At 69.7% G+C, this 23,400-nt stretch carries 21 protein-coding genes and 1 pseudogene; 14 read left to right on the forward strand and 8 right to left on the reverse strand.

The features are described from left to right. Positions 1-13 precede the first annotated feature (13 nt). From ACFY1L_RS49915 to ACFY1L_RS49925, 3 genes are read left to right on the forward strand one after another with little or no spacing between them, the layout of a single operon-like run. On the forward strand, positions 14-2,269 hold the full coding sequence (locus ACFY1L_RS49915) for a glycosyltransferase family 39 protein (RefSeq protein ID WP_388841567.1): 2,256 nt from the start codon (positions 14-16) through the stop codon (positions 2,267-2,269). A 49-nt stretch (positions 2,270-2,318) separates the two neighbouring features. After that, positions 2,319-3,062: a response regulator transcription factor gene (locus ACFY1L_RS49920; protein WP_388841570.1), complete on the forward strand. Its 744-nt coding sequence runs from the start codon at positions 2,319-2,321 to the stop codon at positions 3,060-3,062. Further along, positions 3,059-4,597: a sensor histidine kinase gene (locus ACFY1L_RS49925; RefSeq protein ID WP_388841572.1), complete on the forward strand. Its 1,539-nt coding sequence runs from the start codon at positions 3,059-3,061 to the stop codon at positions 4,595-4,597. Before ACFY1L_RS49920 ends, ACFY1L_RS49925 begins: the two co-directional genes overlap by 4 nt. A gap of 133 nt (positions 4,598-4,730) precedes the next feature. Here the strand turns inward: ACFY1L_RS49925 and ACFY1L_RS49930 are convergent, their stop codons facing one another. The 3 genes from ACFY1L_RS49930 to ACFY1L_RS49940 all read right to left on the reverse strand — a co-directional run bounded on the left by ACFY1L_RS49930 (position 4,731) and on the right by ACFY1L_RS49940 (position 8,131). Beyond that, on the reverse strand, positions 4,731-6,398 hold the full coding sequence (locus ACFY1L_RS49930; RefSeq protein ID WP_388841575.1) for a hypothetical protein: 1,668 nt from the start codon (positions 6,396-6,398) through the stop codon (positions 4,731-4,733). Next, entirely contained in the window at positions 6,395-6,757 is a 363-nt protein-coding gene (locus ACFY1L_RS49935; RefSeq protein WP_388841578.1) for a hypothetical protein, read from the reverse strand. Before ACFY1L_RS49935 ends, ACFY1L_RS49930 begins: the two co-directional genes overlap by 4 nt. A 663-nt stretch (positions 6,758-7,420) precedes the next feature. Continuing rightward, a complete protein-coding gene (locus tag ACFY1L_RS49940; protein ID WP_388841581.1) occupies positions 7,421-8,131 on the reverse strand; it encodes a TetR/AcrR family transcriptional regulator in 711 nt (236 codons plus the stop codon). 154 nt (positions 8,132-8,285) lie between these two features. Between ACFY1L_RS49940 and ACFY1L_RS49945 the strand changes: the two genes are divergently transcribed. The 5 genes from ACFY1L_RS49945 to ACFY1L_RS49965 are packed head-to-tail and all read left to right on the forward strand — an operon-like array spanning position 8,286 to position 11,571. Then, positions 8,286-9,539, forward strand: a complete 1,254-nt coding sequence (locus ACFY1L_RS49945) for an acyl-CoA dehydrogenase family protein (protein ID WP_388841584.1) — start codon at positions 8,286-8,288, stop codon at positions 9,537-9,539. Between the two features lie 38 nt (positions 9,540-9,577). Further along, on the forward strand, positions 9,578-9,706 hold the full coding sequence (locus tag ACFY1L_RS49950; RefSeq protein WP_388841587.1) for a hypothetical protein: 129 nt from the start codon (positions 9,578-9,580) through the stop codon (positions 9,704-9,706). Positions 9,707-9,720: 14 nt separating this feature from the next. Then, the gene (locus ACFY1L_RS49955) at positions 9,721-10,149 is read left to right on the forward strand and encodes a flavin reductase family protein (protein ID WP_388841590.1); all 429 of its coding nucleotides are present in this window, start codon (positions 9,721-9,723) and stop codon (positions 10,147-10,149) included. 52 nt (positions 10,150-10,201) lie between these two features. After that, positions 10,202-11,080, forward strand: a complete 879-nt coding sequence (locus ACFY1L_RS49960; protein WP_388841592.1) for a nuclear transport factor 2 family protein — start codon at positions 10,202-10,204, stop codon at positions 11,078-11,080. 50 nt (positions 11,081-11,130) lie between these two features. Next, the gene (locus ACFY1L_RS49965) at positions 11,131-11,571 is read left to right on the forward strand and encodes an NADPH-dependent FMN reductase (RefSeq protein WP_388841595.1); all 441 of its coding nucleotides are present in this window, start codon (positions 11,131-11,133) and stop codon (positions 11,569-11,571) included. A 162-nt stretch (positions 11,572-11,733) separates the two neighbouring features. Here the strand turns inward: ACFY1L_RS49965 and ACFY1L_RS49970 are convergent, their stop codons facing one another. Both ACFY1L_RS49970 and ACFY1L_RS49975 read right to left on the reverse strand, forming a co-directional pair. Next, positions 11,734-13,293 (reverse strand): carotenoid oxygenase family protein, encoded by a 1,560-nt coding sequence (locus tag ACFY1L_RS49970; RefSeq protein ID WP_388841598.1) that lies wholly within the window; start codon positions 13,291-13,293, stop codon positions 11,734-11,736. Between the two features lie 114 nt (positions 13,294-13,407). Next, positions 13,408-14,871, reverse strand: a complete 1,464-nt coding sequence (locus tag ACFY1L_RS49975; RefSeq protein ID WP_388841601.1) for an aldehyde dehydrogenase family protein — start codon at positions 14,869-14,871, stop codon at positions 13,408-13,410. Positions 14,872-15,082: 211 nt separating this feature from the next. Here ACFY1L_RS49975 and ACFY1L_RS49980 point away from each other — a divergent pair, with 211 nt between their 5' ends. The 5 genes and pseudogenes from ACFY1L_RS49980 to ACFY1L_RS50000 all read left to right on the forward strand — a co-directional run. Beyond that, positions 15,083-15,577: a VOC family protein gene (locus ACFY1L_RS49980; RefSeq protein ID WP_388841604.1), complete on the forward strand. Its 495-nt coding sequence runs from the start codon at positions 15,083-15,085 to the stop codon at positions 15,575-15,577. Positions 15,578-15,625: 48 nt separating this feature from the next. Beyond that, on the forward strand, positions 15,626-17,377 hold the full coding sequence (locus ACFY1L_RS49985; RefSeq protein WP_388841607.1) for a bifunctional 3-(3-hydroxy-phenyl)propionate/3-hydroxycinnamic acid hydroxylase: 1,752 nt from the start codon (positions 15,626-15,628) through the stop codon (positions 17,375-17,377). Then, complete coding sequence (locus ACFY1L_RS49990) at positions 17,374-18,216, forward strand: fumarylacetoacetate hydrolase family protein (protein WP_388841610.1); 843 nt, start codon at positions 17,374-17,376, stop codon at positions 18,214-18,216. The genes ACFY1L_RS49985 and ACFY1L_RS49990 overlap by 4 nt, the downstream gene beginning before the upstream one ends. A 51-nt stretch (positions 18,217-18,267) precedes the next feature. Beyond that, positions 18,268-19,062, forward strand: coding sequence for an IclR family transcriptional regulator (locus ACFY1L_RS49995; protein WP_388841613.1), 795 nt, complete (start codon positions 18,268-18,270; stop codon positions 19,060-19,062). A gap of 187 nt (positions 19,063-19,249) precedes the next feature. Further along, positions 19,250-19,468: pseudogene (locus ACFY1L_RS50000) on the forward strand (DUF6191 domain-containing protein); the annotation flags it as partial. Between the two features lie 249 nt (positions 19,469-19,717). On the opposite strand, the gene ACFY1L_RS50005 reads toward ACFY1L_RS50000, so the two are convergent. The 3 genes from ACFY1L_RS50005 to ACFY1L_RS50015 are packed head-to-tail and all read right to left on the reverse strand — an operon-like array spanning position 19,718 to position 22,220. Further along, positions 19,718-20,374, reverse strand: a complete 657-nt coding sequence (locus tag ACFY1L_RS50005) for an NADPH-dependent FMN reductase (RefSeq protein ID WP_388841616.1) — start codon at positions 20,372-20,374, stop codon at positions 19,718-19,720. After that, on the reverse strand, positions 20,371-20,886 hold the full coding sequence (locus ACFY1L_RS50010) for a nuclear transport factor 2 family protein (RefSeq protein WP_388841619.1): 516 nt from the start codon (positions 20,884-20,886) through the stop codon (positions 20,371-20,373). Before ACFY1L_RS50010 ends, ACFY1L_RS50005 begins: the two co-directional genes overlap by 4 nt. Then, positions 20,883-22,220: an acyl-CoA dehydrogenase family protein gene (locus ACFY1L_RS50015; RefSeq protein WP_388841621.1), complete on the reverse strand. Its 1,338-nt coding sequence runs from the start codon at positions 22,218-22,220 to the stop codon at positions 20,883-20,885. Before ACFY1L_RS50015 ends, ACFY1L_RS50010 begins: the two co-directional genes overlap by 4 nt. A gap of 317 nt (positions 22,221-22,537) precedes the next feature. Here ACFY1L_RS50015 and ACFY1L_RS50020 point away from each other — a divergent pair, with 317 nt between their 5' ends. Further along, positions 22,538-23,086 (forward strand): hypothetical protein, encoded by a 549-nt coding sequence (locus tag ACFY1L_RS50020; protein WP_388841623.1) that lies wholly within the window; start codon positions 22,538-22,540, stop codon positions 23,084-23,086. The last annotated feature ends 314 nt before the right edge of the window (positions 23,087-23,400 follow it).

Consider the following 23,400-nt stretch of genomic DNA (forward strand, 5'->3'; position numbering starts at 1 on the left):
AGCGAATCCCGACATGAGCAACTCCGCGCACATCAGGCCCGCACCGGCGGCATCGGCACACGACGGGAGCCGCTCGAGCACGTCCGTCCGCTCGCTCCCCGCCTGGGCGGCACCCGCGGCGCTGGGAGCCGTCCTCGTGCTCGCGGCCGTCCTGTACGGCTGGGCACTGGGCTCCCTGGGGTGGGGCAACAGCTACTACTCGGCAGCCGTGAAGTCGATGGGGAAGAGCTGGACCAACTTCCTCTTCGGCTCCTTCGACCCGGCCGGCGTGGTCACGGTCGACAAGCCCCCGGCCGCGCTGTGGCCGCAGGTGATCAGCAGCAAGATCTTCGGGATGCACGGCTGGGCGCTGATCCTTCCGCAGGTTCTCGAAGGTGTGGCCGGGGTGCTGGTGCTGCACCGCACCGTGCGCCGCTGGGCGGGGGAGGGGGCGGCGCTGGTCGCGGCTCTGGTGCTCACCCTGACGCCCATCACCGTAGCCATCAACCGGGACAACAACCCGGACACCCTGCTGGTCCTGTTGCTGGTGTCGGCGGCGTACGCGCTCACCCGTGCGCTGCAGGCCGAGGGCCGGGCCGCGACCTGGTGGCTGTGCGCGAGCGGCTTTCTGATCGGGTGCGGATTCCTCACCAAAATGCTCGCCGCCTGGATGGTCATTCCTGCGTTCGCCGTCGCCTGGCTCGTGGGAGGAAGCGGCCCCTGGATACCGCGAGTGCGGCGTCTGCTGGGCGCGGGAGCCATCCTGGCGGCGTCCTCTCTGTGGTGGGTCGCCATGGTCGCCCTGTGGCCGGGCGACCGCCCCTACATCGGCGGCAGCAAGGACGGCTCGGCCTGGGACCTCGTGATCGGCTACAACGGGCTGGGAAGGGTCTTCGGCTCCAGCGACGGAACGCCCCAGGGGATGGGCGGATCAGGCGGCGGGTTCGCCGGCGGATTCGGCGGTCAACCCGGCCTGCGCCGATTGTTCGACGCGCAAGTGGGCGGCCAGATCAGTTGGTTGCTTCCGGTCTGCGCGCTGGCTCTGGTCGTCGCCGCCGTCGGCGCGGTACTGCGTCGGCGCGGCACGGTGTCCGACTCCGCCGTGCTGCCGGCCTCCGGCTGGCTGCTGTGGGGGACCTGGCTGGTGGTCTGCGGGGCCGTGTTCTCGACCCAGAAGGGCATCTTCCATCCCTACTACACCACTCAGCTCGCCCCGGCGATCGCCGCCCTGTGCGGCGGACTGACGGCAGCCCTCGTCCGCGTCCACCGCGCCGGCCTGCGCTGGGCGCCTCTGGTCGGCGTGGCGGCGGTCGTGGTGAGCGTGGCCTGGGCCGTGAAGCTGGTCCGCCGTGCGCCCGACTGGAACGGCTGGCTGGTGTGGCCCGTGCTGCTGGTCGGTTGCGCCGCGGTCGTCCTGCTGGTGCTGTCACGGCGCCGTGGCCGACTGCTGACGGCCGCCGGTTGTGCCGCGGTCGCATCGGTTCTGCTGGCGCCGGGAGCGTGGGCGGTGACCGTACCCGGCTCGACCAGCATGGGGGGCTCCAACCCGATGGCCGGTCCGCAGTCGCTCGGCTTCGGCGGAGGCGGTGGCATTCCCCGGCAGGGCTCGAACGGTGGAGACCTTCCCTCGGGCATGCCGTCCGGAATGCCGTCGAACATGCCGGGCCTCCCCGGCGGCGGCGCCTCTTCGGGACAGACTGCTGAACCTCCGTCCGGCGGAGTGCCTTCCGGCATGCCCACAGGGGGAGCGAACGGCATGCCCGGTGCACCCGGGGAAACGGGCTCGAACGACCGCGGCACACCCTCGTTCCCGGGCGCCGGCTCGGGAAGGGCCCCTGGAGGGGGCGGCGGCTTCGGTAATGGGGAACTCACCGCCGACCAGCGCAAGATCATCCAGTACGCCGTCGAGCACGCACCCGACGCACGCATCAAGCTCGCCGTCGAGGGCGGCGCCCTCAGCGCCAGCGCCTTCATCCTGGGCACCGACGAGACCGTCATCGGCATGGGCGGCTTCACCAACAGCGACAACGCGCCGTCGGTGGCCCAGTTGGAGAAGTGGACCAAGGACGGCGAACTACGCTACATCCTGGGCTCCGACACGAACGGCGGCGGCATGCCGGGCCTGTCCGGCGGATACACCAAGCAGCGCTCCGACTGGATCGCCGACCACTGCACCAAGGTTCCGGCGTCGGCATACGGCGGCACCTCCGGCACGTCGTCACAGAACAACGGCGGCGGTGCGATGGGATCCGTGGGAGGCAACGTGCTCTACGACTGCGCCGCCAAGTAACCGACGCCCGAACGACGGTCGCGACACGGCAGAACGGACCAGCAGACGCATGACCGAGCAGCTCGCAGCCGCGCGGCCGCGACATCGGCTCCTCGTGGTCGAGGACGAGCCCAGCATTCGCACCCTGCTGGAGGCAACGCTTCGCCTGACCGGATACGAGGTGAGCAGCACCGACACCGGACAGGCGGCCCTCCTGGAGGTCGAACGGCTGGAGCCGCATCTGGTGCTGCTGGACGTGATGCTGCCCGACCTGGACGGCTTCGAGGTGACCCGCAGACTGCGGGCGGCAGGCAACGACTGTCCGATCCTGTTCCTGACCGCCCGCACCGGCACCAACGATCGCATCACCGGCCTCAGCGCCGGCGGGGACGACTACGTTGCCAAACCCTTCAACATCGAGGAGGTGCTGCTGCGCATCGAGGCCATTCTGCGTCGCACGGCGCCGGCCGCCGAATGGCAGGCGGTGCACAGCGTGTTGCGCTACGCCGACCTCGAACTCGACGAGGGCGCCCACGAGGTATACCGCGCAGGGCAGTACATCGCCCTGTCGCCAACCGAGTTCAAGCTCCTGGCCTACCTCCTGTCGAACGCGGGCCAGGTGGTGAGCAAGGTCCAGATCCTCGACCACGTCTGGAGCTACGACTTCGCCGGCGACTCCCGGATCATCGAAACGTACGTCAGATACCTGCGCAGGAAGATCGATTGCTTCGAGCCGCCACTGATCCACACCGTGCGCGGCGTCGGCTACTGCCTGCGGCTTCCCCGCGACCACGCAGGGACGTCGGACCAGTGACCCGGTTCCTGCCCCGGCTGCCCAAGTCGGTGCGACGGCGCCTCGTCCTCGGCGCCGCTCTCCTCGCCACCGCGGCGGTCCTGACCTCCCAGGCGATCGGCTATGTGGTGCTTCGCTCCTGGCTGCTGGACCGCGTCGACGAGCAGCTCGTCGAGTTCCATCCACCGGCTCCCGCCTACTACGACGCGCTCCAAGACAGGCTCCCGGACCCGGGGGAGCGGCAGGACGTGCTTCCCTCGGACTTCCACATCTACTTCTACGACTCCTCCGGGCGCCGTCTGCACAACTCCCTGGGCTCCCAGACCAAGCCAGGACCCCGGTTGGCCGATCACGCGGAGGACCTCGGGCTGCAGGACGGGCACCCCGAAACCGTGCCCGCCACCAGTGGCGACGGCCGCTGGCGGGTGCTGCTGAACCCCGGTCCGGGCGGCATGAGCGCGGTGGTCACCCTTCCGCTCGACACCGTCGACGGCGCCACATCGAAGCTCTTGTGGCTGAACGCCGTGCTGCTCGTCGTCACGATCGTCGCCCTGATCGCCCTGGGCCGGTGGGTGGTTCGGCTGGGGCTGCTGCCCCTGACCAGAATGGAACGGACGGCTCAGGACATCACCGCAGGCCGACTCGATCTGCGGTTGGCCGACACCGATGCGCGTACCGAGATCGGAAGACTCGGCCGGGTCCTGAACTCGATGCTCGACCGCCTGCAGAAGGCGCTGCTGGCCCGAGAGGCCTCGGAGGCCCGCCTTCGCCGGTTCGTCGCCGACGCCGGGCACGAGCTGCGCACTCCGCTCACCGCCATCCAGGGCTACGCCCAACTCGCCCTCCGCCCGGAACCGCGCTCGGCCCTCGAACGAAACGAGGCCAACCGGTTCATCGCACAGAACGCGGAACGCATGAGTCTGCTCGTCGACGACCTCCAGTTGCTGGCGACCCTGGACAAAGAACCCTCCTACCGCAGGGAGCGGGTGGACCTGCTGTCCCTCGCGGCGGACGCCGTCAGCGCCGCCGCGGTCCACAGCGAGTCCCACCCCGTCGACCTCGGCCCGCTGCGCACCCCGGCCGATCCCACCGGGGCCGAGGAACTCGACGTCGCGGAGACTGTCGGCGACCCGCACCGATTGCGTCAGATCGTGGAGAACCTGCTCTCCAACGCCCGCACCCACACCCCGCCGGGCACCCGCGTCCACGTGCACGTCGGCACGACCGAGGCGGGTCCCGGAACCGGAGGCACGGACCGGCCCGGACGCACCACCGCTTCACCGCCCCTGCCGGAGGGCCTGCCGATCACCGTGATCGAGGTGACGGATGAAGGGCCGGGCCTCGAACCCGTCGACGCCGAGCTCGTCTTCGAGCGCTTCTACCGCGCCGACCCCGCCCGCTCCCGCATCCACGGCGGCAGCGGCCTCGGCCTGGCCATCGCCGCGACCATCGCCGAGGGCCACGGCGGCCGCCTCGAACTCGACACGGCCCCCGGCCGCGGATGCACCTTCCGCCTGGTCCTGCCCGCAGCCGATTTCGGCCAGGAACCCCGCTGATCCCGCGCGTCCGGGCGTGCGGCCCTCAGGGACCGAGAGCGACAGCGGCTCCGCGGACGTGTGGACGGGATCGGGCGGACGACCCACGCTCGAGGTGGCCGGGGAGCGTCACAGCGGTCGGTGCGTGCGGAGTTCAGCGGATGCGCGCGGAAGGATCCGCGGTGACAGCGCGGGATGCGAGCGGCCGACCGGTCACCAGGAGTGCATCGACGGCGAGCGGATCCTCCTCCGGAGCCAGGGTCCGTCCGTCACGGCGCCGTCCCACCAGGCTGCCCGCCCACCCCAGCAGGAAGGCCGCGGGTACGGAGATCACGGCGGGGTTGCTCCGGCCGAACCACGCGAAGTCGGCCGTCGGGACCAGCGCCGTCGGGCTGCCCGACACGGCAGAGGAGAACACGTACAGACCGATCGTCAGCGTTGTTCCGCCGTAGACCGTCCACAGCAGCCCCGTGCGGTTGAACCGGCTCCAGTAGAAGGTGTACAGCAGGGCCGGTGCCGCGGTCGATGCCGCCGCGGTCGTGGCGAGTTGGGCCAGGAAGCCGGCGGAGTGGCCCTGGGCGATCACCGCGAGCGCGATACCGAGGGCGCCGAAGAGCGCCACGGCGACGCGGGCGGTGCGCAGTTCGTCCGACGGGCCTGACCGCTTGTGCCGCGCGACGTAGTGGTAGGAGTCGCGGGCGAGGGCGCCGGCAGCAGCCAGCGTGGTGCCGCCGACGACCGACAGAATGCACAGGAACAGGGCGCAGGCCACAGCGGCGAACATCAGGTTGCCGAGTCCGTTCGCCGTACCCCCTGTCAGGCTCCGTGCCAGGAGCATCAGCGCGCCGTCGGAGTGCGTCTGTCCGTTGAAGATCTCGCGAGTGCCGATCCGTGCCGCGGCCGTGAATCCCAGCAGTATCAGTGCCGCGCACAGAAAGGCGACGACACCGGCCGCGTACCGGATGGAACGTCGCGCCGTGGCCGGGTCCTTCATCGCGTAGACCCGGCTGAGGACGTGCGGCATGCAGGCGCTGCCCAGGACCAGCGCGAGCTGACCTCCGGCGAAGTCGAGGCGTGTGCTGCTCCCGAGGCCGATCGTGCCGCCGGGGGACAGATACCGGCTCGGACTGGTGCTGCCCTCGGCGGCGGCGCCGATCAGGGCGTCGACGTCCCCGTGGAACGCCCGGATGGCGTAGGTGCAGATCACGAACATCGCTGTGCCGATCACCGTAACGGCAAGTATCTGCACGGAGGTGAGCCCCTTGGCGCCGCTGAGCACTCCGCAGGTGACGACCAAGCAGCCGATCAGTACGGTGCAGATCTTCTGGATGCCGACCCCGGTGAAGCCGAGCAGGGAGGCGGTGATGCTGCCGGCGGCCATCAGCTGCACGACCAGGAACGGCCCTGCTACGGCGAGCGTGGCCACTGCGGCGGCGATCCGGGGGGCCGTTCCGGACGCCCGTAGCGACAGGAGCTCGCCCAGGGTGCAGGCGCCGCTCAGCTGGATCGGCCGGGCGAGGAGAAGGAGGACCCCGAGGGACAGGAACATGCTGCCGGCCGTGGTGATGCCGTCGAAGCCCGCGGTCGCCACCACGCCTGTGACGGTGAGCAGCAGGGAGGTCGACGTGAAGCTCCCGGCCAGTGCCAGTCCGCTCTTCCACGGTGGCAACGTTCGGTCGCCTGTGTAGAACTCCCGCACGGAGTGCTCCTCCAGGCTGGAGAAGACCGTCAGGAAGAGTGTCACCATCATGAACAGCATGAAGCCGATCAAGACATGATTCGGGTTGGCGGAAGCGGCCGCGTGCAAGGTCCCGCCAGTCATCTCGCGTCCCCCGTGTGGCCGTCGGCCGCTCCCGCGCCGGACCGCGCGTACGCCTGCTGCCAGGGGTCCAGCAGACGGGTGCTGCGACGGTCGAAGCGCCGGGCTGTCACCAGCAGCAAGGCCACCTGGGCCAGGTAGAGCACCAGCCCCACGGTCACCTGGGTGCCGGGCAGCCTACGGGCCAGCAGATCGCCGGCCGTCGCGCCGAGAACCAGCGTGACGGCGAGGCCGGTCGCGTTGGACGTCAGAAAGGCCCGGTCCAGTCGCAGGGCCTGCTGCCGCGCATGTCGCAGAGCCGACGAACCGCTCTGCGTGTCGTGGTGATCCGGAGGTGCGGATGGGTGGGGTCTGTGACGCATCGGGTCTTCTCCTGGTGGGTAAGTGAAGCGCATCGCCGAGGGTGGTCATGCGCCGACGGCGGGTTCTTCGGTCCCGTCTGCTCGCGGTCGGGCCCGGTCCGCCTCCGGAACCGCGGCGGGACTTTCGTCCTCGGGCAAGGCAACAGCCCGGTCGGATTGGGGGTGGCGCGGCAGCATGACGGCAAGGACGAGGCCGAGCAGGCTTGCGACGGCCGGAACGGAGAGCGTCGCTGCGTAACGGCTGGTCTGCTCGGCAGTGTGCTGCGCCCGGACCGGAACCCCCTGCAGGGTGGTCGGCCGAGTGCCATGCCCTGGATCTGTCCGAGGTCGCACAGTCCGCGCGGGGTTCGGGCCGGACCGGGTGACGGACATCGGCGTCCTTCCTCGGGTGGGCTGGGGCGCCCGCCGTCGGCCTGGAGTTCGGCCAAGTCACGGACGGCTGCGCGTGGCGCGGAGTGCCAGACGCTGAACTGTACAGTCCAGTGCAGCTCGAGCGTCAAGACCTGTGCGGCATGGTTCTTTCGCGGGTCCGGCCGTTCAGGGGTGCCTGAAGTGTCCTGATACGACGAAGCCCACACGCCGGGCGTGAAGTGCGCGGGCGGCGTGCGGGCGGAGCGTTCGGCTCCTGATCGGGTGGGTCAGGAGCCGACGTGGTGGGCCGTGTCAGTCCGTGTGGGGCGGCTCGCCCCAGGGAAAGGCGTCGCTGGCATCGCGCACCGGTGCTTCGGGCAGGCCGTCGGGGTCCTGGGACCGCAGGGCGCGCAGGAAGAGCGTCGTCGTCCAGCGGGCGTGCGCGGTGAGTTGGGCGGAGTCATGGCGGGGCTCCGGGCTCAGAAGGGCGTCCATCTGCAGCCCGGCCGCCGCCATGCGGACAAACAGTGCAGCGTACACATGGGTGTCCGGCAGGGTGTAGCCGTGCCGTTGACCGTCCTCCAGCAGGGTGGCTGCCACGATGTCGACGACGTGCGGCACGCCGAATGAGCGCATTGCCTCGGTCAGCTCGGGACGGCGGGCGGCTTCCGTGGTCAGGACCCGGAGGAAGGCGAGGTGCTGCGGCTCGGTCGTCGCCTCGAGAAGCTTGGCGACGATGTGGGTCAGCCTCTCCTGCGGGTCTTCGACCGACGAGAGCATCGCCTGGTCCAGCTCGAAGTCCAGGGATGAGCTGCCACGCTCGATCACGGCGCGGAAAAGTTCCACTTTGTCGCCGAAATGGGCGTAGACGGTGGTCTTCGAAACTCCGGCCTCGGCTGCGACGGCGTCCATCGACGTCTGATCGAAGCCCCGGTCGAGGAAGAGGGTGACCGCCGCGTCGAGCGCGGCCTCTCTCTTGCTCCGGGTCCCGGCTCCCGTGCGGGGGCGCCCCCTGACCGCCATCTCGCTCCTCCTCGGGCCGCTGACCCCGCAGATGCCCATATCTCTTTGCCTGTTGACCTCTTTGCGACCCTATCGTACCGTCGAATCTGTACTGAACAGTGCAGTTCAATAATTGCGCCGAGCCGGTATCCCGAATCCCCGAAGGAGCAGTTCGATGAGTGAGCAGGACCCGATGTCTTCCGAGACAGGACGACACCGCGGCCGGGTGATCCGGGACGCGGCACGTGGCCTTGTGCCACTGCTGCGGCGCAATGCCCTGGAGGGAGAGGAGATCGGCGCACTGACGCCCGAGACGCTGCAGGCGATGCACGAGGCCGGCGTGTTCAAGATCATGCTTCCGCCGGAGTTGGGCGGGGACGCGCTGGGGGCGCGCGACACCGTTGAGATCACCGCCGCGTTGGCGGAGGGAGACGGGGCGGCCGCGTGGACCGTGTTCGTGTCCGGCGGCATCCGCAATCTTCTCGGATTTCCCGAGCAGGCCGTCGAGGAGGTGTTCAAGGAGGTCGAGACCTGGGTCGGCCCGCTGGCGGTGGGTGCCTCGGTGTTCTCCCCCGTCGTGGGGTCGGCCCGAGCGGTGGAAGGGGGCTTCATGGTCTCCGGCAAGTGGGCCTTCGGCAGCGGGTGCAAGCACGCCGCCTGGGCTGTCGTGGGCGTGGGGTACGAGGACGCGGAAGGCCGCCCCCACCGTGCGATGGCACTCCTGCGGCGCGAGCAGTACACGATCCTGGACGACTGGCACGTCATGGGGCTGAAGGGCACGTCGAGCAACGGCATCGCCGTAGAGGGAGAGGTCTTCGTCCCCGAGCATCGCTGCCTCGACATGGCCGACCTCCCCGCGACCATGAACCGCGTCCGCGAGCGCTACTCGGGCATCGGGTTCCGCAACGGGACACGGGCCCTGATGATCATCACCTGTCTCAGCAATGTCGCGATCGCCCTCGGTATGGCGCGCGGCACGCTGGACTGCTTCGTCGAGCAGGCGAGGGCGCGCAAGCCGTTCAATCTGCCCTACCCGACGGTGGCGGAGATGCCGTCCACTCAGGTGTCCGCCGGGGCGGCGCGCGCCATGGTCAATACCGCCGAAGCCGTGATTCTTCGGCACGCGGACGAGGTGGACCGTCGGGCGCTCGCGGGGGAGGACTTCACGGCGGCGGAGGAGTCCGAGATCACCATGGACCTCGTCTACGCCGTCCGGCTGTGCGCGGACGCCATCGACCGGCTGCAACTCGCACTCGGCTCCTCCACGGTGAGCCTGAAGAACCCCATCCAGCGCTTCGTGCGCGACGTGCGGGTGCTGGCGACCCACGGCGCCATCCGGTTCGACCCGATGGCGGAGATCAGTGGCCGTCAGGTCCTGGGACTCGAGCCGTTGTCCATGTTCGCCGGCGGCCTCCCCCAGGTCGGCTGAGGCCTGCCGCCACCGCTGTCGGGAAAGAAGTGATCTCCATGTACGAAACGCAGCGTGGTGACCGCGTGTCCGGGGGCTCGGCCGACGACATCGCGCGGCGGCCGGAGCCGGCGGCCCTGAACGAGAAGGCGCTGCGGGAGGCGTTCGGCTGCTCCCCAGCGGGGTGATCGCGATATGCGGGATGGACGACGGCGACCCGGTGGGCATGGCCGTGAGTTCCTTCACCTCGGTGTCCCTGGCGCCCCCGCTGGTCTCGGTCTGCCTGCAGACCACGTCGCGTACCTGGCCCAGGCTCAGGGCACTGCCACGGCTGGGACTGAGCGTGCTCGGTGAGGGCCAGGACACCGTATGCCGTGCCCTGGCGGGCAAAGACGAGAACCGCTTCGCGGGGGTGGACTGGCAGGCGGGCGAGCAGGGCGCCGTGTTCGTCAACGGCGCAATCACCTGGTTCGACTGCACTCTGCGCGCCGAACTGCCCGCCGGCGACCACGCCATCGCGCTGCTGGAGGTCGGGCGTCTGCGGACACTGCCGGCGGCCAACTCCTTGGTCTTCCACGGCAGTCGGTTCCGACGCCTGGTCACCTGCGAGCGATCGGCAGTGCCTGCCTGACGTGGACCACCCGGACATCCCAGCGATGGCCTCGACGAAAGCGAGCACGCTCATGCCTCCTTCACCCCACTCCGTGACCGCCGCCAACAAGCGCTTGGTGGCAGATTTCTTCACCGCCGTCATCACCGCTCGGGACGCCGACGCGGTCGCCGAATACGTCGCCCCCGAACTGGTCCAGCACGGTGCGGACGTCCCGAGCGGCCGGCAGGCGTACACCGAATACCTGCGGGCCCGCTTTGCGCGTGAGACGGAGGCCGGCGGACCGGACGGCGCCGCTGCGCCGCCGCAGCCCGTCTTCACCATTGCCGACAACGATCTGGTCTGCGTCTGCCGATACCTCCCGCAGCCCGATCCCGACCTCCCCGGGGCCACCTTCGACTACTACACATTCACCACCTTCCGAGTCCGCGACGGGCGGATCACGGAGCGATGGCCCTCCGTCAACAAGGTCGCCCCGCCGCAGCCGCCCGCACCGGACACGCCATCGCGTGCGGTTCTCGTGTCGACGTCCTCCGGGAACGACACCGAGGCGAACAAACGCCTGGTATGCGATTTCTACCGCTGCATTTTCAATGCTCAGAATCCCGACGCCGTCAAGGACTTCGTCACCGAGGACTACCACCAGCACGTCTCCCAGTACCCGGCCGGCCGCGCGGGGCTGGAGAAGTTCGTTCGCAACCAGTTCCCCGACGGGCCCCTCCCGACGCCGGCCGAGCCGCTCAACCCACCGGTGCTGCTCGTCGCCGAGGGAGACATCGTCGTGTGCGCCGGGCTGATGCCCCAACCCGACCCCGATGCCGGCGGCACGTACCCGTACTTCGTCTACGACGCCTTCCGGGTGCGCGAGGGACTGCTCGCCGAACACTGGAGCGGCGTGTCCAAGGCGGCTCCGCCTCGCCACCCCGTGCCGCCTCCGCGCCCGCCCGCCTGACCAGGGATCTGACCCATTACTCGTTCCTCACCCGCAAGAAAGACTTCGCCATGCCCAACCTGCACGTGGTGGTCGGCGGTACCCGTCCCGCCCGTCTGGGGCCGCCCGTCGCACAGTGGGCTGCGAAGGCCGCCGAGAAGCACGGCGGCTTCGATGTCGAACTCGTCGACCTGGCCGAGCGCGGGCTCCCGCTCCTGGACGAACCGGCGCATCCGCGCACGGGGCAGTACACCCATGAGCACACCCGTACATGGAGCGCCACGGTGGACGAGGCGGACGCCTTCGTCTTCGTCACGCCCGAGTACAACTACGGCCCTCCGGCCGCACTGCGCTCGGTACAGGTGCTCAAGCAGCTACTGACGACGCTGAAGGTGATGCCGCGGGAGGCGGCGGCGACCGACATGCTCGACGAACTGCTGCGCTGGACCGATCCGTTGCAGATCCTGCGCAAGAGCGTTGCTGAGGCGCCGAGCTGGGTGCGCGCACCGTAGTCCTGGGACGACTGCGAGCCGGTCGCACCGCGGGTGATGCCGCGCTGCGACCGGCTCGCTGTGTTTCGGCGCGATAGGAGGCGGCGCTGGCGCGAAGACGGGGGCCGACGGCGGAATCCGCCGTCGGCCCCCGTCTTCACGAGGCACAGGGTGTGCTGCGTGTCAGTCGGTCTTCTCACCCTGTGCCGCGACCGCCTGGTCGAGGGTCACGTGGTCGGCCCAGTTGCCGTGGAAGCCGAACGGGACGCGGCTGGGGAGCTTGACCCGGGCAAGCGGGGTGCGGACCAGGTCGGCGGCGTCGTGGATAAGGAGTTCGGACAGGCCCGTGAGGCGGTTCCACCACAGGGACAGCAGATAGCCGTCGTCTTCGGAGCGGGCGTTCTCGCGGGCGACGAAGACCGGTTCGCCGGGGTTGGTAAGCCCTGCGGGGCCTTCCACGACACTGGTGCTGCCGTGCAGGAAGTCGTGCTTGGCCAGCCCGTCACTCATCGTGTCCGCGGCCAGTGAGCGGGTGGTGACGAAGTAGCCGTAGCGGTGCTCCAGCCCGGTGTAGGCGTCGTTGATCCGTGGGAACTCGCCGGCGAGACCGCTGAGCATCTCCTCGGTGGCCTTGCCGGTCGCCAGGTCCACGCGCCAGCGGTGGGGGAGCGACGGGGGGAACCAGGAGTGGGAGGTGACCGGGGTGTCGAGCCGGTCGGCGGGTGTGCCCAGCCGGGTGATGCGGTGCCCGTCGACGACGACCTGCCCACCACGCTCGTAGGCGTTGTAGAAGTGGGTGTTGGCCCAGTGGCCGCCGACCTCGTGCCAGGTGACCTGGTGGGTGCTGCGGTTCATGAGCACGATCTGCACACCGTGGGGGAGCGAGGCCTCGTCCCAGACGACGCCCGGCTCGCCCCGCATGATGTGGTCGAGGCGGAACTGGGCCGGGGTGACGAAGAAGATCGCGTGGTTCTCGGTGACCGCGAAGTCGTGCATGAGCACGGGCACCTTGATGTCGAAGCTGTGGCTGTCGACGACGTGCCCGGTCTTCACGTCCGCCCGGTACCAGGTGATGACCGGCCCGGTCGCGGCGAAGAAGAGCATGTCGCCCGTGGCCGGATCGGTCTTGTAGTGGGCGGTGCACAACACGTCGAGGCCGCCGTGGAAGTCGTAACTGCCGTACGTCTCCAGGGTTTCCGGGTGCATCGAGTACGGCAGTCCGCCCTCGAAGTAGACCAGCAAGTGGTCGTCGAAGATGCCGACGTTGGTGTTGGCGACGTTCTTCGCGGGCGGAGCGCCGTGGGGGAGCGGCGCCGTGCTGCCGCCGTTGGCGAAACCGCTGTAGACCGCCTCGCCCTGCTCGACCTCGAACTTCATGGAGTCGGTCATCACCCAGCGGGTGCGGTAGGCGGCCCGGCCGTCGCGCAGATAGATGCCGCACACCATGCCGTCCCCCTCCCACCAGTGATAGCGCTCCGGATCGCGGGGCTGGAAGCGGGGGTTGGAGGAGATGCGGAACAGGGCTCCGGCGAGGTCTTCGGGGATCTGGCCGTCGACCTCCAGGTCGTAGGCCGCGTCTTCCTCCGTCCAGGGCGTGAAGGGCCCGTCGAGGAACTTGTTGTCGGAAGCCCAGCCGGTCGCGTCCTGGGGCCGGCGCGGGGTCGGCGGTGTGGCCGCGGCGCGTGGGGCGATCGTCATCGGGTCCGGCGGAACAAGGCCGGATCGGGGGGCGACTGCGTTCATCGGTATGTCCAATGCGGGTGATGGGAAGTGGGTTCGGGATGCCGGACGGCGAACTCGGTTGAGGGGAGGGCCGGGATCCCGGCGGGAGGCAGGGATCCCGGCCGGCGGACGGGATCAGAACGGGTAGCCGGGGATCTCGCCCCGGACAGTGACCCACTGCTGCTCGGTGAAGGCCTCGAGGTTGGCCGCGGTGCCGCCGTGACGGGAGCCGTTGCCCGACTCGCCGATGCCTCCGAAGGGCACGGTGGCCTCGTCGTTGACGGTCTGGTCGTTGATGTGCACGAGCCCGGTGGGGATACGGTCGGCCAGTGCCAGACCCCTGGCCGGGTCGCCGGTCAGGATGCCGAGGGAGAGACCGTACTCGGTGTCGGTGGCGAGTCGGACGGCCTCGTCCAGGTCCTGGAAGGCGACGACGGGCGCTACGGGGCCGAAGATCTCCTCGGTGTAGGCACGCGCGGTCAGCGGGACGTCGGCCAGGACGGTCGGCCGGTAGACCAGGCCCTCGTAGGTTCCGCCCGCGGCCAGTCGTGCTCCGGCGGCCAGGGTGTCGGTGACCACGGAGTGGGCGGCCTGCAGCTGCCTCTCGTCGATCATGGGACCGACGGCGACCGCGTCCGTCGCCGGGTCTCCCGCGGGCGCCGCCTCGGCGCGCTCGGCGAGCCGTGCGGTGTACTCCTCGGCGATGGAGGCGTGCACCAGGTGCCGGCTGGAGGCCATGCAGATCTGACCGGCGTGGTGGAACGAGCCGAACGCGCCCGCCGACACCGCCTTCTCCAGGTCGGCGTCCTCCAGGACGATCAGGGCCGAATTGCCGCCCAGCTCCAGGTGCACCCGCTTCAGCCGCTGCGCCGCGGCCGTGGCGATCGCCTTGCCGGCCCGGGTCGACCCGGTGAACGCGATGACCGGTACCCGGGGATCGTCCACCAGCGCCGCTCCGACGTCGGCGCCGCCGGGCAGAACGTGCAGCAGCCCCTCGGGAAGTCCCGCCTCCTCGAAGACTCGTGCGATCGTGACACCCCCGCAGACCGCTGTGCGCGGGTCGGGCTTGAGGACGACCGCGTTGCCCAGCGCCAGCGCCGGCGCCACCGCCCGCATGGCCAGCACCATCGGCGCGTTGAACGGAGCGATCACGCCCACGACGCCCACGGGCCGTCGCCGCGAGAACGACAGCCGGTCCTCCACCGAGCGGAGTACCTCGCCGAAGGGGGCCGCCGCGAGGGCCGCGGCCTCGTAGCACTCCTCGGCGGCGCCGTTCGAGGTCTGGAAGTCCGCGAACGGGCGCAGGGCTCCCGACTCCCGCACGATCCAGTCCGCGATCTCGGCCTGGTGCTTCTCGAACAGGGCCGCGGCACGCCGTAGCACCTGTGCCCGCTCGATGTACGGCAGGGCCGCCCACGCGCGCTGGGCCCGTGCGGCCTGTGTCACGGCTCGGTCCAGGTCGGCGGGTGCGGCGGCACCGACGCGGCCCAGCGTCTTGCCGGTGGCCGGCTCGACGGAGTCGTAGGGCTCACCGGAGCCGTCGACCCACCCGCCGGAGAAGATCCGCCCCTGCCAGTCGTGATCCTCGAGAAAAGCCATGATGCTCCATCCATTGATCTGCACTGTACCGTCCAGTTTAATTACATCGCCGCAGCTTTCGCTAGGTGCGGTCGATCGGTGAAGGTGTCCTGATAAGTGGGACGGCTCACTTGTTAAACAGGACACTCGCTCGGATCCGGGGTTGTCAAGGCTGGAAGTCCCGACCTAGTGTCTCGATAGTCAGTTCATCCGTCCTGAAAAAGGAGACATGATGGGTATCACCGGTCTGGGACACACCGGGTTCTGGGTCGAGGACCTGGCGAAGATGCGTGACTTCTACGAGCGCGTCATGGGTCTGACCGTCACCGATGAGGACGAGGAGCAGGGGATCGTCTTCTACTCGGCCCGCCCCGAGGACGAGCACCACGAGTTCGTCCTGCAGCGCGGCCGGACGGCACCGCCCGGGGTCAAGCTCACCCACCAGGTGTCGTGGCGGGTCGACTCGCTGGAGACGATCATCGACTTCCATCGGCGCTTCCGGGCCGAAGGCATCGAGGTCCAGCAAGAGGTGACCCACGGCAACGCGATCGGGATCTACTTCTTCGACCCCGAGGGCAACCGCAACGAGGTCTACCTGCGGATCGAGCGCGACGTGCGCCAGCCGTTCCGCAAGACGATCGACCTCGACCAGGACCCCGAGCAGATCCTCGCCCAGGCGGAACAACTGCTGGTCGACGGTGGCCCGGCCTACCAGCCGGTGCAGTAGCCCGGCGACCTCACGTCCAGCTCACTCACCCTGCCGAAAGGCCCATCCATGGCTACACCACCCCCGGCGCCGTCCGGTGCGGCGCCACTGGTGCTCGTCGTCGGCGCGGGACCGGTCGGGCTGACCGCGGCCAACCTCCTGGGCGCGCTCGGTGTGCGCGTCCTGGTCGTCGAACGTCACGCGACCACGAGCGACGACGCGAAGGCGATCAGCCTGGACGACGAGTCGCTGCGCACCCTGCAACTGGCCGGCCTGGACGGGGCCGTCCACCCGATCATCGTGCCGGGGACGGGTACCAAGTACTACGGAGTCGGCGGACGGCCGCTCGTCCATGCCCGCGGCACCGGAGAGCGGCGATACGGCCACCCGTTCAAGAACCCGTTCGCCCAGCCCGATCTCGAGCGCGTGCTGCTCTCCGGTCTCGACCGCTTCCCGCACGTCGACGTCCGCTTCGGGACCCGCCTCGTGGAACTGAGCCAGTATCCCGACCGTGTGTGGGCCACCCTGGCATCCGGTGACGGTGACGGCGACGGAGTGACGCAGCAGATCGAGGCCGCCTACGTCCTGGGGTGCGACGGAGGCCGCAGTACCGTGCGTGAGCAGTTGTCCATCCCCATGCGCGGACGCAGCTATCCGGACGACGTCTGGCTCGTCGTCGACACGCTCGAGGATCCGCACGACGAGCGGTACGGCATGCACGTCGGCGACCCTGACCGGCCCCTCGTCATCGTGCCCGGGCGCGAGGGGCGGTGCCGCTACGAGTTCCGGTTGCGCCCGGGCGAGTGCGCCCCCGGCGGCGCGGTGCCCTTCGGACTGGTGCGGGACCTGCTGCGCCCGCACCGGGACATCACCCCGGAACAGGTCGAGCGCTCGGTCGCCTACACCTTCCACGCCCTGCTGGCCGAGAAGCTGCGCGACGGCCGCTGCTTCCTGCTCGGCGACGCCGCGCACATGATGCCGCCCTTTGCCGGACAGGGTCTCAACTCGGGTGTCCGGGACGCGGCCAACCTGTGCTGGAAGGTGGCCGAAGTGCTCGCCGGGCGCGCCGCCGACGCCCTCCTCGACACCTATGACACGGAGCGCCATCCGCACGCTCAGGCGATGATCGAACTGTCCGTGCGGCTCGGCCGTGTCGTCATGACGACCGACCGCAGACGGGCCCGGGTCAGGGACCTCTGTGTGCGTGCGGCTCTTCGGAGCCGACGCGGGCGCCGGTACCTGACCGAGATGCGGTACCGGCCCGACACCCGGGTGCGGGCCGGAGCGGTGGTACTGGCCGACGGTCCTGGACAGGCGCTGGCCGGCACCCTGCTGCACCAGCCCTCGGTGCTGCACGGCCCCGGATACACCACCGCTCGTCTCGACGATCTCCTCGGCCCGGGCTGGAGCCTGCTGGGCATCGGCCTGTCCGACGAGGACTGGAAGGCCGTGGCGGCAGCCCCGCTGCCCGACGCGCGGCGGGTGGACGTGGTGCTCGGCGACCGCGCACCCCGTGCGCACGACGGACGAGCCGCAGTGGCCGATGCGGACGGCGAGCTCGACGCGTACCTGGCGTCATTGCCCGGCCATCTGTTGCTGGTCCGCCCCGACCGGCTGATAGCGGCCGTCTTCACCCCCCGTCAGGTCGGTGATGTCGCACGGACACTCGGCCGGTTGCTGTCTCCAGCCCGCACCCGCGAAGCGGGGCCGCCCGGGGCCCCCGAGGAGCTTCGCCCGTCCGGTACTTCACCCTTCCCCGCGAGTCCGGCCCCGTCCGGCGGCCCCGCATCGAAAAACGACACACAAGGAGCCCGCAAGTGAGACTGAGCACGATCCGTACGGCCGACCACGGCACCGTCGCCGCCCGCCACGAAGGCGACGAACTGGTGCTGTTGCCCCACGCGGACGTCGCGGCCCTGCTGGCCTCGGGTGAGGACTGGGCCGGGCGCGCGGCCGACTCCGACGGCCGGCGCGTCCCGGCCGCCGACGTGTCGTACGCCCCCGTGGTCCCCCACCCCAACAAGATCGTCTGCCTCGGCCTGAACTACGCCACCCACATCAAGGAGATGGGCCGCCCGACCCCGACCCATCCCACGCTGTTCGCCAAGTACGACGGAGCCCTCGTCGGCGCCCACGACGACATCCACATGCCCGCAGTGAGCGACGATCTCGACTGGGAAGCCGAACTGTGCGCCGTGATCGGGCGCCCGACCCGGCACGTCGGCGAGCAGGAGGCGCTGGATGCCGTCGCCGGCTACACGATCCTCAATGACGTCACCGTCCGGGACTGGCAGCACCGCACCCGTGAGTTCCTTTCCGGCAAGACCTTCGAGGCCACGACGCCGGTGGGGCCCGCCCTGGTGACGTCGGACGAGCTTCCGCCCGGAGCGGCGGGCCTGGACATCGGATGCAGCGTCGACGGGCACGCCATGCAGGAGTCGAACACCGCCGACCTGCTCTTCGACGTGGCGCACATCGTGTCCTACGTCAGCACCATCATCACGTTGCTGCCCGGTGACCTCATCGCCACCGGCACCCCGGGCGGTGTCGGGGCGGGGCGCGATCCGAAGGTCTTCCTGCGTCCAGGCCAGAGACTGGTCACGCGCATCGAGGGGATCGGCGAGACGAGCAACCGCGTGGTCAAGGACGATCCCGCGTGAGCCCGGCACGAGAAACCTCAGGCCGGGACATCGTCCACTAGTGTGTCCCGCATGTCAGGAGAAGCGTCCCCCGCAGGCGCCTACCGTGAGCGCAACTCGACCGCGGACCGGGCGCTCGACATCCTCATGATGTTCGACGAGAGCGAGCTGGTGGTCTCCGCGACGGCGGTCGCCGGGCGGCTTGGCGTCGCACGCTCAACCGCCTACCGCTACCTCCAGTCCCTCGTGTCGAGCCGCTTCCTGGAGGAGGCGCCGGGCGGCGGTTTCCGGCTCGGTCTGCGCGTGATGGAGATCGCCAGGCTGGCCCGACGCAGCTACGGCCTCCCCGACATCGCGCTGCCCGCCATGACGGCACTGTCCGAACTGACGGGCGAGACCGTACTCCTGACTCGGCGGGTGGGCGACCTCGTAGTGTGCGTCGAGACCGCCGAACCCGGACAACGCCCCGTCCGCATCTCCTACGAGCGGGGCAGCGCACTGCCGATCAACGCCGGCGCCTCGGCGCATGTGCTCCTGGCCTGGAGCCCTCCGGACGAGGCGCGCCGCCTACTGGAGGCCGCGCAACTGAAGCAGTTCACTCCCGCGACGCTGGTCGATGTCGACGCGCTGATGGAACGTCTGGAGAAGATCCGGGCCGCCGGGTACGCGATCTCGCGCGCCGAACTCGACCCCGACATTCTCGGCGTCGCCGCGCCGGTCCGTGGCGACGCGGGACAGGTCGTGGCGGCCGTGAGCGTGGCCGCGCTGGCTTCGAGGGTCCCGAGCGGGACGGAAGCCGACATCGTCGGGCATGTGCTGGCCGCGGGACAGGAAATCACCGACCGGATGGGCGTGGTGACTGGCTGACGGCCAGTCACTGCCCGGCGCGGTCCTGCGGGTTGCATGGCACACCTGGCCTGTTGAGCCCGCCGCCGGGCGGACCGGAACCTCCTGGGCTGCGCTCGCTTGCCACGACACGCTCTGTCCCGTCGGCTCATCCCATTCGAGACATCCTGCTGCTTCCGGGCGTGGAGTACCTGCCGGTGCTGTAGGCATGTTCCTCGGCGTTCATCGCCCCGCCATCTCGGCCTCGGACTCCTTGCCCTTGCCGCCGCCTGGCCCCTCGTGCGCCGAGCCGGCCTCGGCGCAGGCTTACCGGAGCGCTCCGGTGAACATCGTCGAAGAGATCTTCCGTCCGAGCGCCCGTCACCATCACGAGGAACGACAGCGCCTGGAATGGATGCGTGACGACGCGGGCGAGGGCGATCCCTGCCGCGGGCCGATCGGCCCGCGGCAGCGGCATCGTCCACATCAGGGCCGGCGCCTGACCCCGGCCGGTTCGGCAGAGCCCCACGAGTGCATGCCTGTTGCCCGCGCCGTGTGTCGGCGCGGGCAACAGGGACAGGGCTGCGGGTTACCGGTCTGGCCGGTCACGCCTCGGTGCTGGGCTCGCGGAAGGGCCGGCGTACCGCTCCTGACCTGCTGTCACCGGACCACTCGGCATGTCCTGCACGGTCTTCGTCTATCGGGGGACGGGAGACGGTGCCGAGCCGGAAGGAACTGCCGGAGGGCCGGGCAGCGGCGGCGGGGGAGGCGGCGGAGCCGTCCGCAGCGGGCGGAGCACCTCCGCCCAGCGGGCGAGTTCCGTGAGCATGGGCGCGACGGATCCTGCGACGGGCGGGGGCGGAGTGAACACCCCACCCTCGATGTGCTGCATGACGAAGGGGACCGAGACCCCCTCGGGGATCGGCATCATGCGCAGGGTCGTGACAACCTGCTTCATCACCTGCACGGAGCGCAGGCCGCCGGCTATGCCGCCGTAGCTGACGAAGCCGACCGGCGCGTACAGCCACTCGTTGTGGAGGTAGTCCACGGCGTTCAACAGACTGACCGAGGGGCCGTAGTTGTACTCCGGGGTCACGAAGACGAAGGCGTCCGCCTCCTTGATCTTCGCGCTCCAGCGCCGCGTGTGCTCGTGCTCGTAGCGGCCCATCCGTGGGGGACCGGGCTCGTCGAGCAGCGGGAGGGCGTAGTCGACGAGATCGACCAGCTCCACCTCGAAGCCGCCGTCCTTCTCGGCTGCCTCGGCAGCCCATTCGGCGATCGGCCGCGCCAGTCGGCCCGGCCTGGTGCTGCCCACGATGACCTGGAGTTTCATGGTGTTGTCCGTGCCGCTCACATCGACCCCTCTCCGGGCGCCGTCTTCTTCAAGGGACCCCAGTGCTCGGACAACCGGCCGTCGCTGATGCGGACGACGGCGAGGCTGTACCAGTCGTAGGTGCTGCCGGGGATCAGCGGGTCCGGGGTGGGCTGCCGCGTCATCACGCTCGCGAGCTCGCCCTCGGCGATGATGTTGACCACGGCCGGTGGCGGTCCGTCGTCGAGCGGCGCGCGACGGAGGTGTTCGATCAGCTGTTCGCGGCCGTTCCCGGGGGCGTTCGGGTCGTGCTGGACGTAGTCCTCGGCGACGTAGCGCTTCATGATGTCGTGGATGCGCTCCTCGACGGCGTCGTCGCGGATCATCCGGGCCAGATCGGCTACGAATTCGACAACGATCCGTTTGGTCGCGGCCACGTCCGGGTCGGGCCACGCCGCGACCGCGTCGATGTAGTCGGGGCGGTCCATCCATGTCTGGTGGAGCTCGGTGTCGTGGATCTCGGCGACACCGTCCACGATGCTGAAACCGCTCATCGCACGGGCTCCCTCTCGGGGGCGGTGGTGCCGCGTTGCGGTACGGCGGCGCCGACCATGGGGAACGGTTCGATCCCGAGGAGGCGTCGGCCGTTCTGCTCGGCGAGCGGGTCGACGCGGATCGCGCCGTGTGAGGTGACTACGCGTGCGTCGCGGACGAAGCGCTGGATGGGGTTGGACAGTGCGATGGTTGAGGAACCGAGCGTCTTCTGCAGCAGGTTGATCGCGTCCTCGCACAGGTTCGCCGCGTAGGCGAGCGCGAGACTGATCTCCGACTCCTCCTCGTCGCTGAACTCGAGACCGGCCTGGGTACGGGCGTCCACCTGGTCCGCGAAGCGCTCGATCGTCGACCCGGCTAGAACGATCATCGCCTGGGCGCGGCCGGCGGCCACCTGGGCCGAAGCCATGTCGGCGACGCTCGGATAGGGCAGGGTGAACGGCTTGCGCCTGGCCGCCTGTTCGGCGAAACAGGACAGCGCGCCGCGTGCCATGCCCAGCGCGATCGAGGTGTTGCTGAGCGCCACGGTCATCAGCAGTGCCCGGCCGCTTTGTTGGAAGGCGGCGCCGCTGTAGTGGTGTCGGATCTGGTCGAGCCGCGGGGGGAATTCGGCGAGGTCGAGGAAGCGGTGGTCGGGGACGAAGATGTCCTCGGTGGCCTGCAGGCTGTTGCTGGACGTTGCGGAGAGGCCCATGACGTGCCAGTCGTCGAGGATCTCGAACTGCTCCCGCTCCAGCACCACCACGCCGCGGCCGGTGCCGCCGGCTTCTGCAGGGTCGAAGGCGACTCCCACGAGCGCCCAGCGGGCGTGCTTGCAGCCGCTGCCGAAGGCCCAGCGGCCGTTGACCATCCAGCCGCCGTCGGCCTTGCGGGCGTTGCCGACGGTGGTCGCGAACACGGAGGCGCCGACGAGCGCGGGGCCCACCCAGCCCTCGATGTCCTTGCGGATCTCCTCGACCACTCGCGGTTGCAGGGCGAGGAAGTTGCGCAGCCCGACGCCGACGAAGGCGCTCCAGGCCGCCGACCCGTCCGCCTCAGCCAGGGCCGCGACGACCTCGACGATGTCGCGGGCGCCCAGTGCGCTGCCGCCCCATTCGACCGGCATCGTCATGCGGTAGACGCCCGCCTCGTCCAGCGCCCGGAGCACGTCGGGAGTCAACGCCCCGATCCGCTCCGCCTCGCGCGCCTGCTCCCGGATGAGAGGGACGAGGTCCCGGATCCGGTCCCGCAGCTCACGTCCGGCATCGGTCAGATACGGCGACTCAACGGCCCTGAACTCCGGGAGCGGGCCCGGCGGAGGCATCGGTGGCTCCCTGTGGGCAGTGGGCTGAGACATGGACTCTCCTTGCTGAATAAGCGGGCAAACTAATTGAACTGTACCGTGCAGTTCAGCATGTCTGTCAAGGCGATACGACTCCGTCGGAGCGGCGCGGTGGCTGGGCGGCCGGGTGAGAGGTCTGCGGTGACGTAGATGGCAGCGCCCAGCTGTGCGGGCTGCGGTTGCCGGTAGGTGGCCGCAATCGCTGGCCGTTGGACGCGAGAAGGTGCTCAAGATCGCCTTGCTTCTCTTGCGCTGCGCCGAATCGCTTCAGGTCGTTGACAACGCCGAACCGCGCCGTATTGACTGCACTGAACCGTACAGTACGGAATAACGTGAAGACCGACTCACCGGAGGGAACGTTGCAGGAGTACACGATCGTGGGCGGGGTCGCGCAGATCCATGATCCGGCCTTCTTCGAGGCATGGATGCACCGCGATGACTTCGTCGAAGGGCTGTCGGAGTCGCCGACAGCCGAGGTGACCGCGATGAAGCGCCTGGTCATTGAGTTCGAAGCGGCTCTCGCCCGGATGATGCTGAGCGGCCGGGTCGACGAGCAGGTCGACGGCATCCTCGAGAAGTTCATCGTCGACGACTACATCCAGAACGATCCGAACGTGCCTGGCAACGGGCGTGCCTTCCTGGCGGACGGATTCCGAAAGATCCCCTTGACCGGGGACGCGCCGCCCCCTCCGGTCGCGTTGATCGTTGAAGGCGACCTCGTCTGTCTGCTGATGCAGAAGCCGTGGCCCGATCCGACGGCCCCCGGTGCGACGTACGACTGGTTCATCCCTACCGTCTTCCGGATCAGGGACGGGAAGCTGGCCGAGCACTGGGGCTCGTACAAGAAGGGCGGCCACGACGCCGGGCCGGCGCCGGAGTAGCGCGCACTGGTCCTGGCAACCCCGCACCCGGATACCGACCGACCATGGCGACCTTGATGAACGACTCGCGTGTTACCGATATGTGGGGTCCCGCCGCCCCGCACGTTCCGCAGTGATGAGAGTCGGAGTTCTGGAGTGCGACCGGGTGGCCGATCCGCGACGGGAACAGGGAACTGGTCCCCGCTGCTGCGCGCAAACGCGGAGGAAGGCGAAAGGGCCGGAGCTCTCACGCCGGAGGCGCTCAAGGCCGTGAGCGACGCGGATGTCTTCAAACTCGCGCTTCCCGCTGAATGCGGGGGCACGGCTCTGGGCGC

Source organism: Streptomyces sp. NPDC001663 (assembly GCF_042893105.1).
Lineage (GTDB): Bacteria > Actinomycetota > Actinomycetes > Streptomycetales > Streptomycetaceae > Streptomyces.

What these genes read in the sequence shown, in the direction of transcription:
- ACFY1L_RS49915 (WP_388841567.1), top strand. Translation starts at nt 14, where the DNA reads ATGAGCAACTCCGCGCACATCAGGCCCGCACCGGCGGCATCGGCACAC.
- ACFY1L_RS49920 (WP_388841570.1), top strand. Translation starts at nt 2,319, where the DNA reads ATGACCGAGCAGCTCGCAGCCGCGCGGCCGCGACATCGGCTCCTCGTG.
- ACFY1L_RS49930 (WP_388841575.1), bottom strand. Translation starts at nt 6,398, where the DNA reads ATGACTGGCGGGACCTTGCACGCGGCCGCTTCCGCCAACCCGAATCAT.
- ACFY1L_RS49935 (WP_388841578.1), bottom strand. Translation starts at nt 6,757, where the DNA reads ATGCGTCACAGACCCCACCCATCCGCACCTCCGGATCACCACGACACG.
- ACFY1L_RS49940 (WP_388841581.1), bottom strand. Translation starts at nt 8,131, where the DNA reads ATGGCGGTCAGGGGGCGCCCCCGCACGGGAGCCGGGACCCGGAGCAAG.
- ACFY1L_RS49945 (WP_388841584.1), top strand. Translation starts at nt 8,286, where the DNA reads ATGAGTGAGCAGGACCCGATGTCTTCCGAGACAGGACGACACCGCGGC.
- ACFY1L_RS49950 (WP_388841587.1), top strand. Translation starts at nt 9,578, where the DNA reads ATGTACGAAACGCAGCGTGGTGACCGCGTGTCCGGGGGCTCGGCCGAC.
- ACFY1L_RS49955 (WP_388841590.1), top strand. Translation starts at nt 9,721, where the DNA reads ATGGACGACGGCGACCCGGTGGGCATGGCCGTGAGTTCCTTCACCTCG.
- ACFY1L_RS49960 (WP_388841592.1), top strand. Translation starts at nt 10,202, where the DNA reads ATGCCTCCTTCACCCCACTCCGTGACCGCCGCCAACAAGCGCTTGGTG.
- ACFY1L_RS49965 (WP_388841595.1), top strand. Translation starts at nt 11,131, where the DNA reads ATGCCCAACCTGCACGTGGTGGTCGGCGGTACCCGTCCCGCCCGTCTG.
- ACFY1L_RS49970 (WP_388841598.1), bottom strand. Translation starts at nt 13,293, where the DNA reads ATGAACGCAGTCGCCCCCCGATCCGGCCTTGTTCCGCCGGACCCGATG.
- ACFY1L_RS49975 (WP_388841601.1), bottom strand. Translation starts at nt 14,871, where the DNA reads ATGGCTTTTCTCGAGGATCACGACTGGCAGGGGCGGATCTTCTCCGGC.
- ACFY1L_RS49980 (WP_388841604.1), top strand. Translation starts at nt 15,083, where the DNA reads ATGGGTATCACCGGTCTGGGACACACCGGGTTCTGGGTCGAGGACCTG.
- ACFY1L_RS49985 (WP_388841607.1), top strand. Translation starts at nt 15,626, where the DNA reads ATGGCTACACCACCCCCGGCGCCGTCCGGTGCGGCGCCACTGGTGCTC.
- ACFY1L_RS49995 (WP_388841613.1), top strand. Translation starts at nt 18,268, where the DNA reads ATGTCAGGAGAAGCGTCCCCCGCAGGCGCCTACCGTGAGCGCAACTCG.
- ACFY1L_RS50010 (WP_388841619.1), bottom strand. Translation starts at nt 20,886, where the DNA reads ATGAGCGGTTTCAGCATCGTGGACGGTGTCGCCGAGATCCACGACACC.
- ACFY1L_RS50015 (WP_388841621.1), bottom strand. Translation starts at nt 22,220, where the DNA reads ATGTCTCAGCCCACTGCCCACAGGGAGCCACCGATGCCTCCGCCGGGC.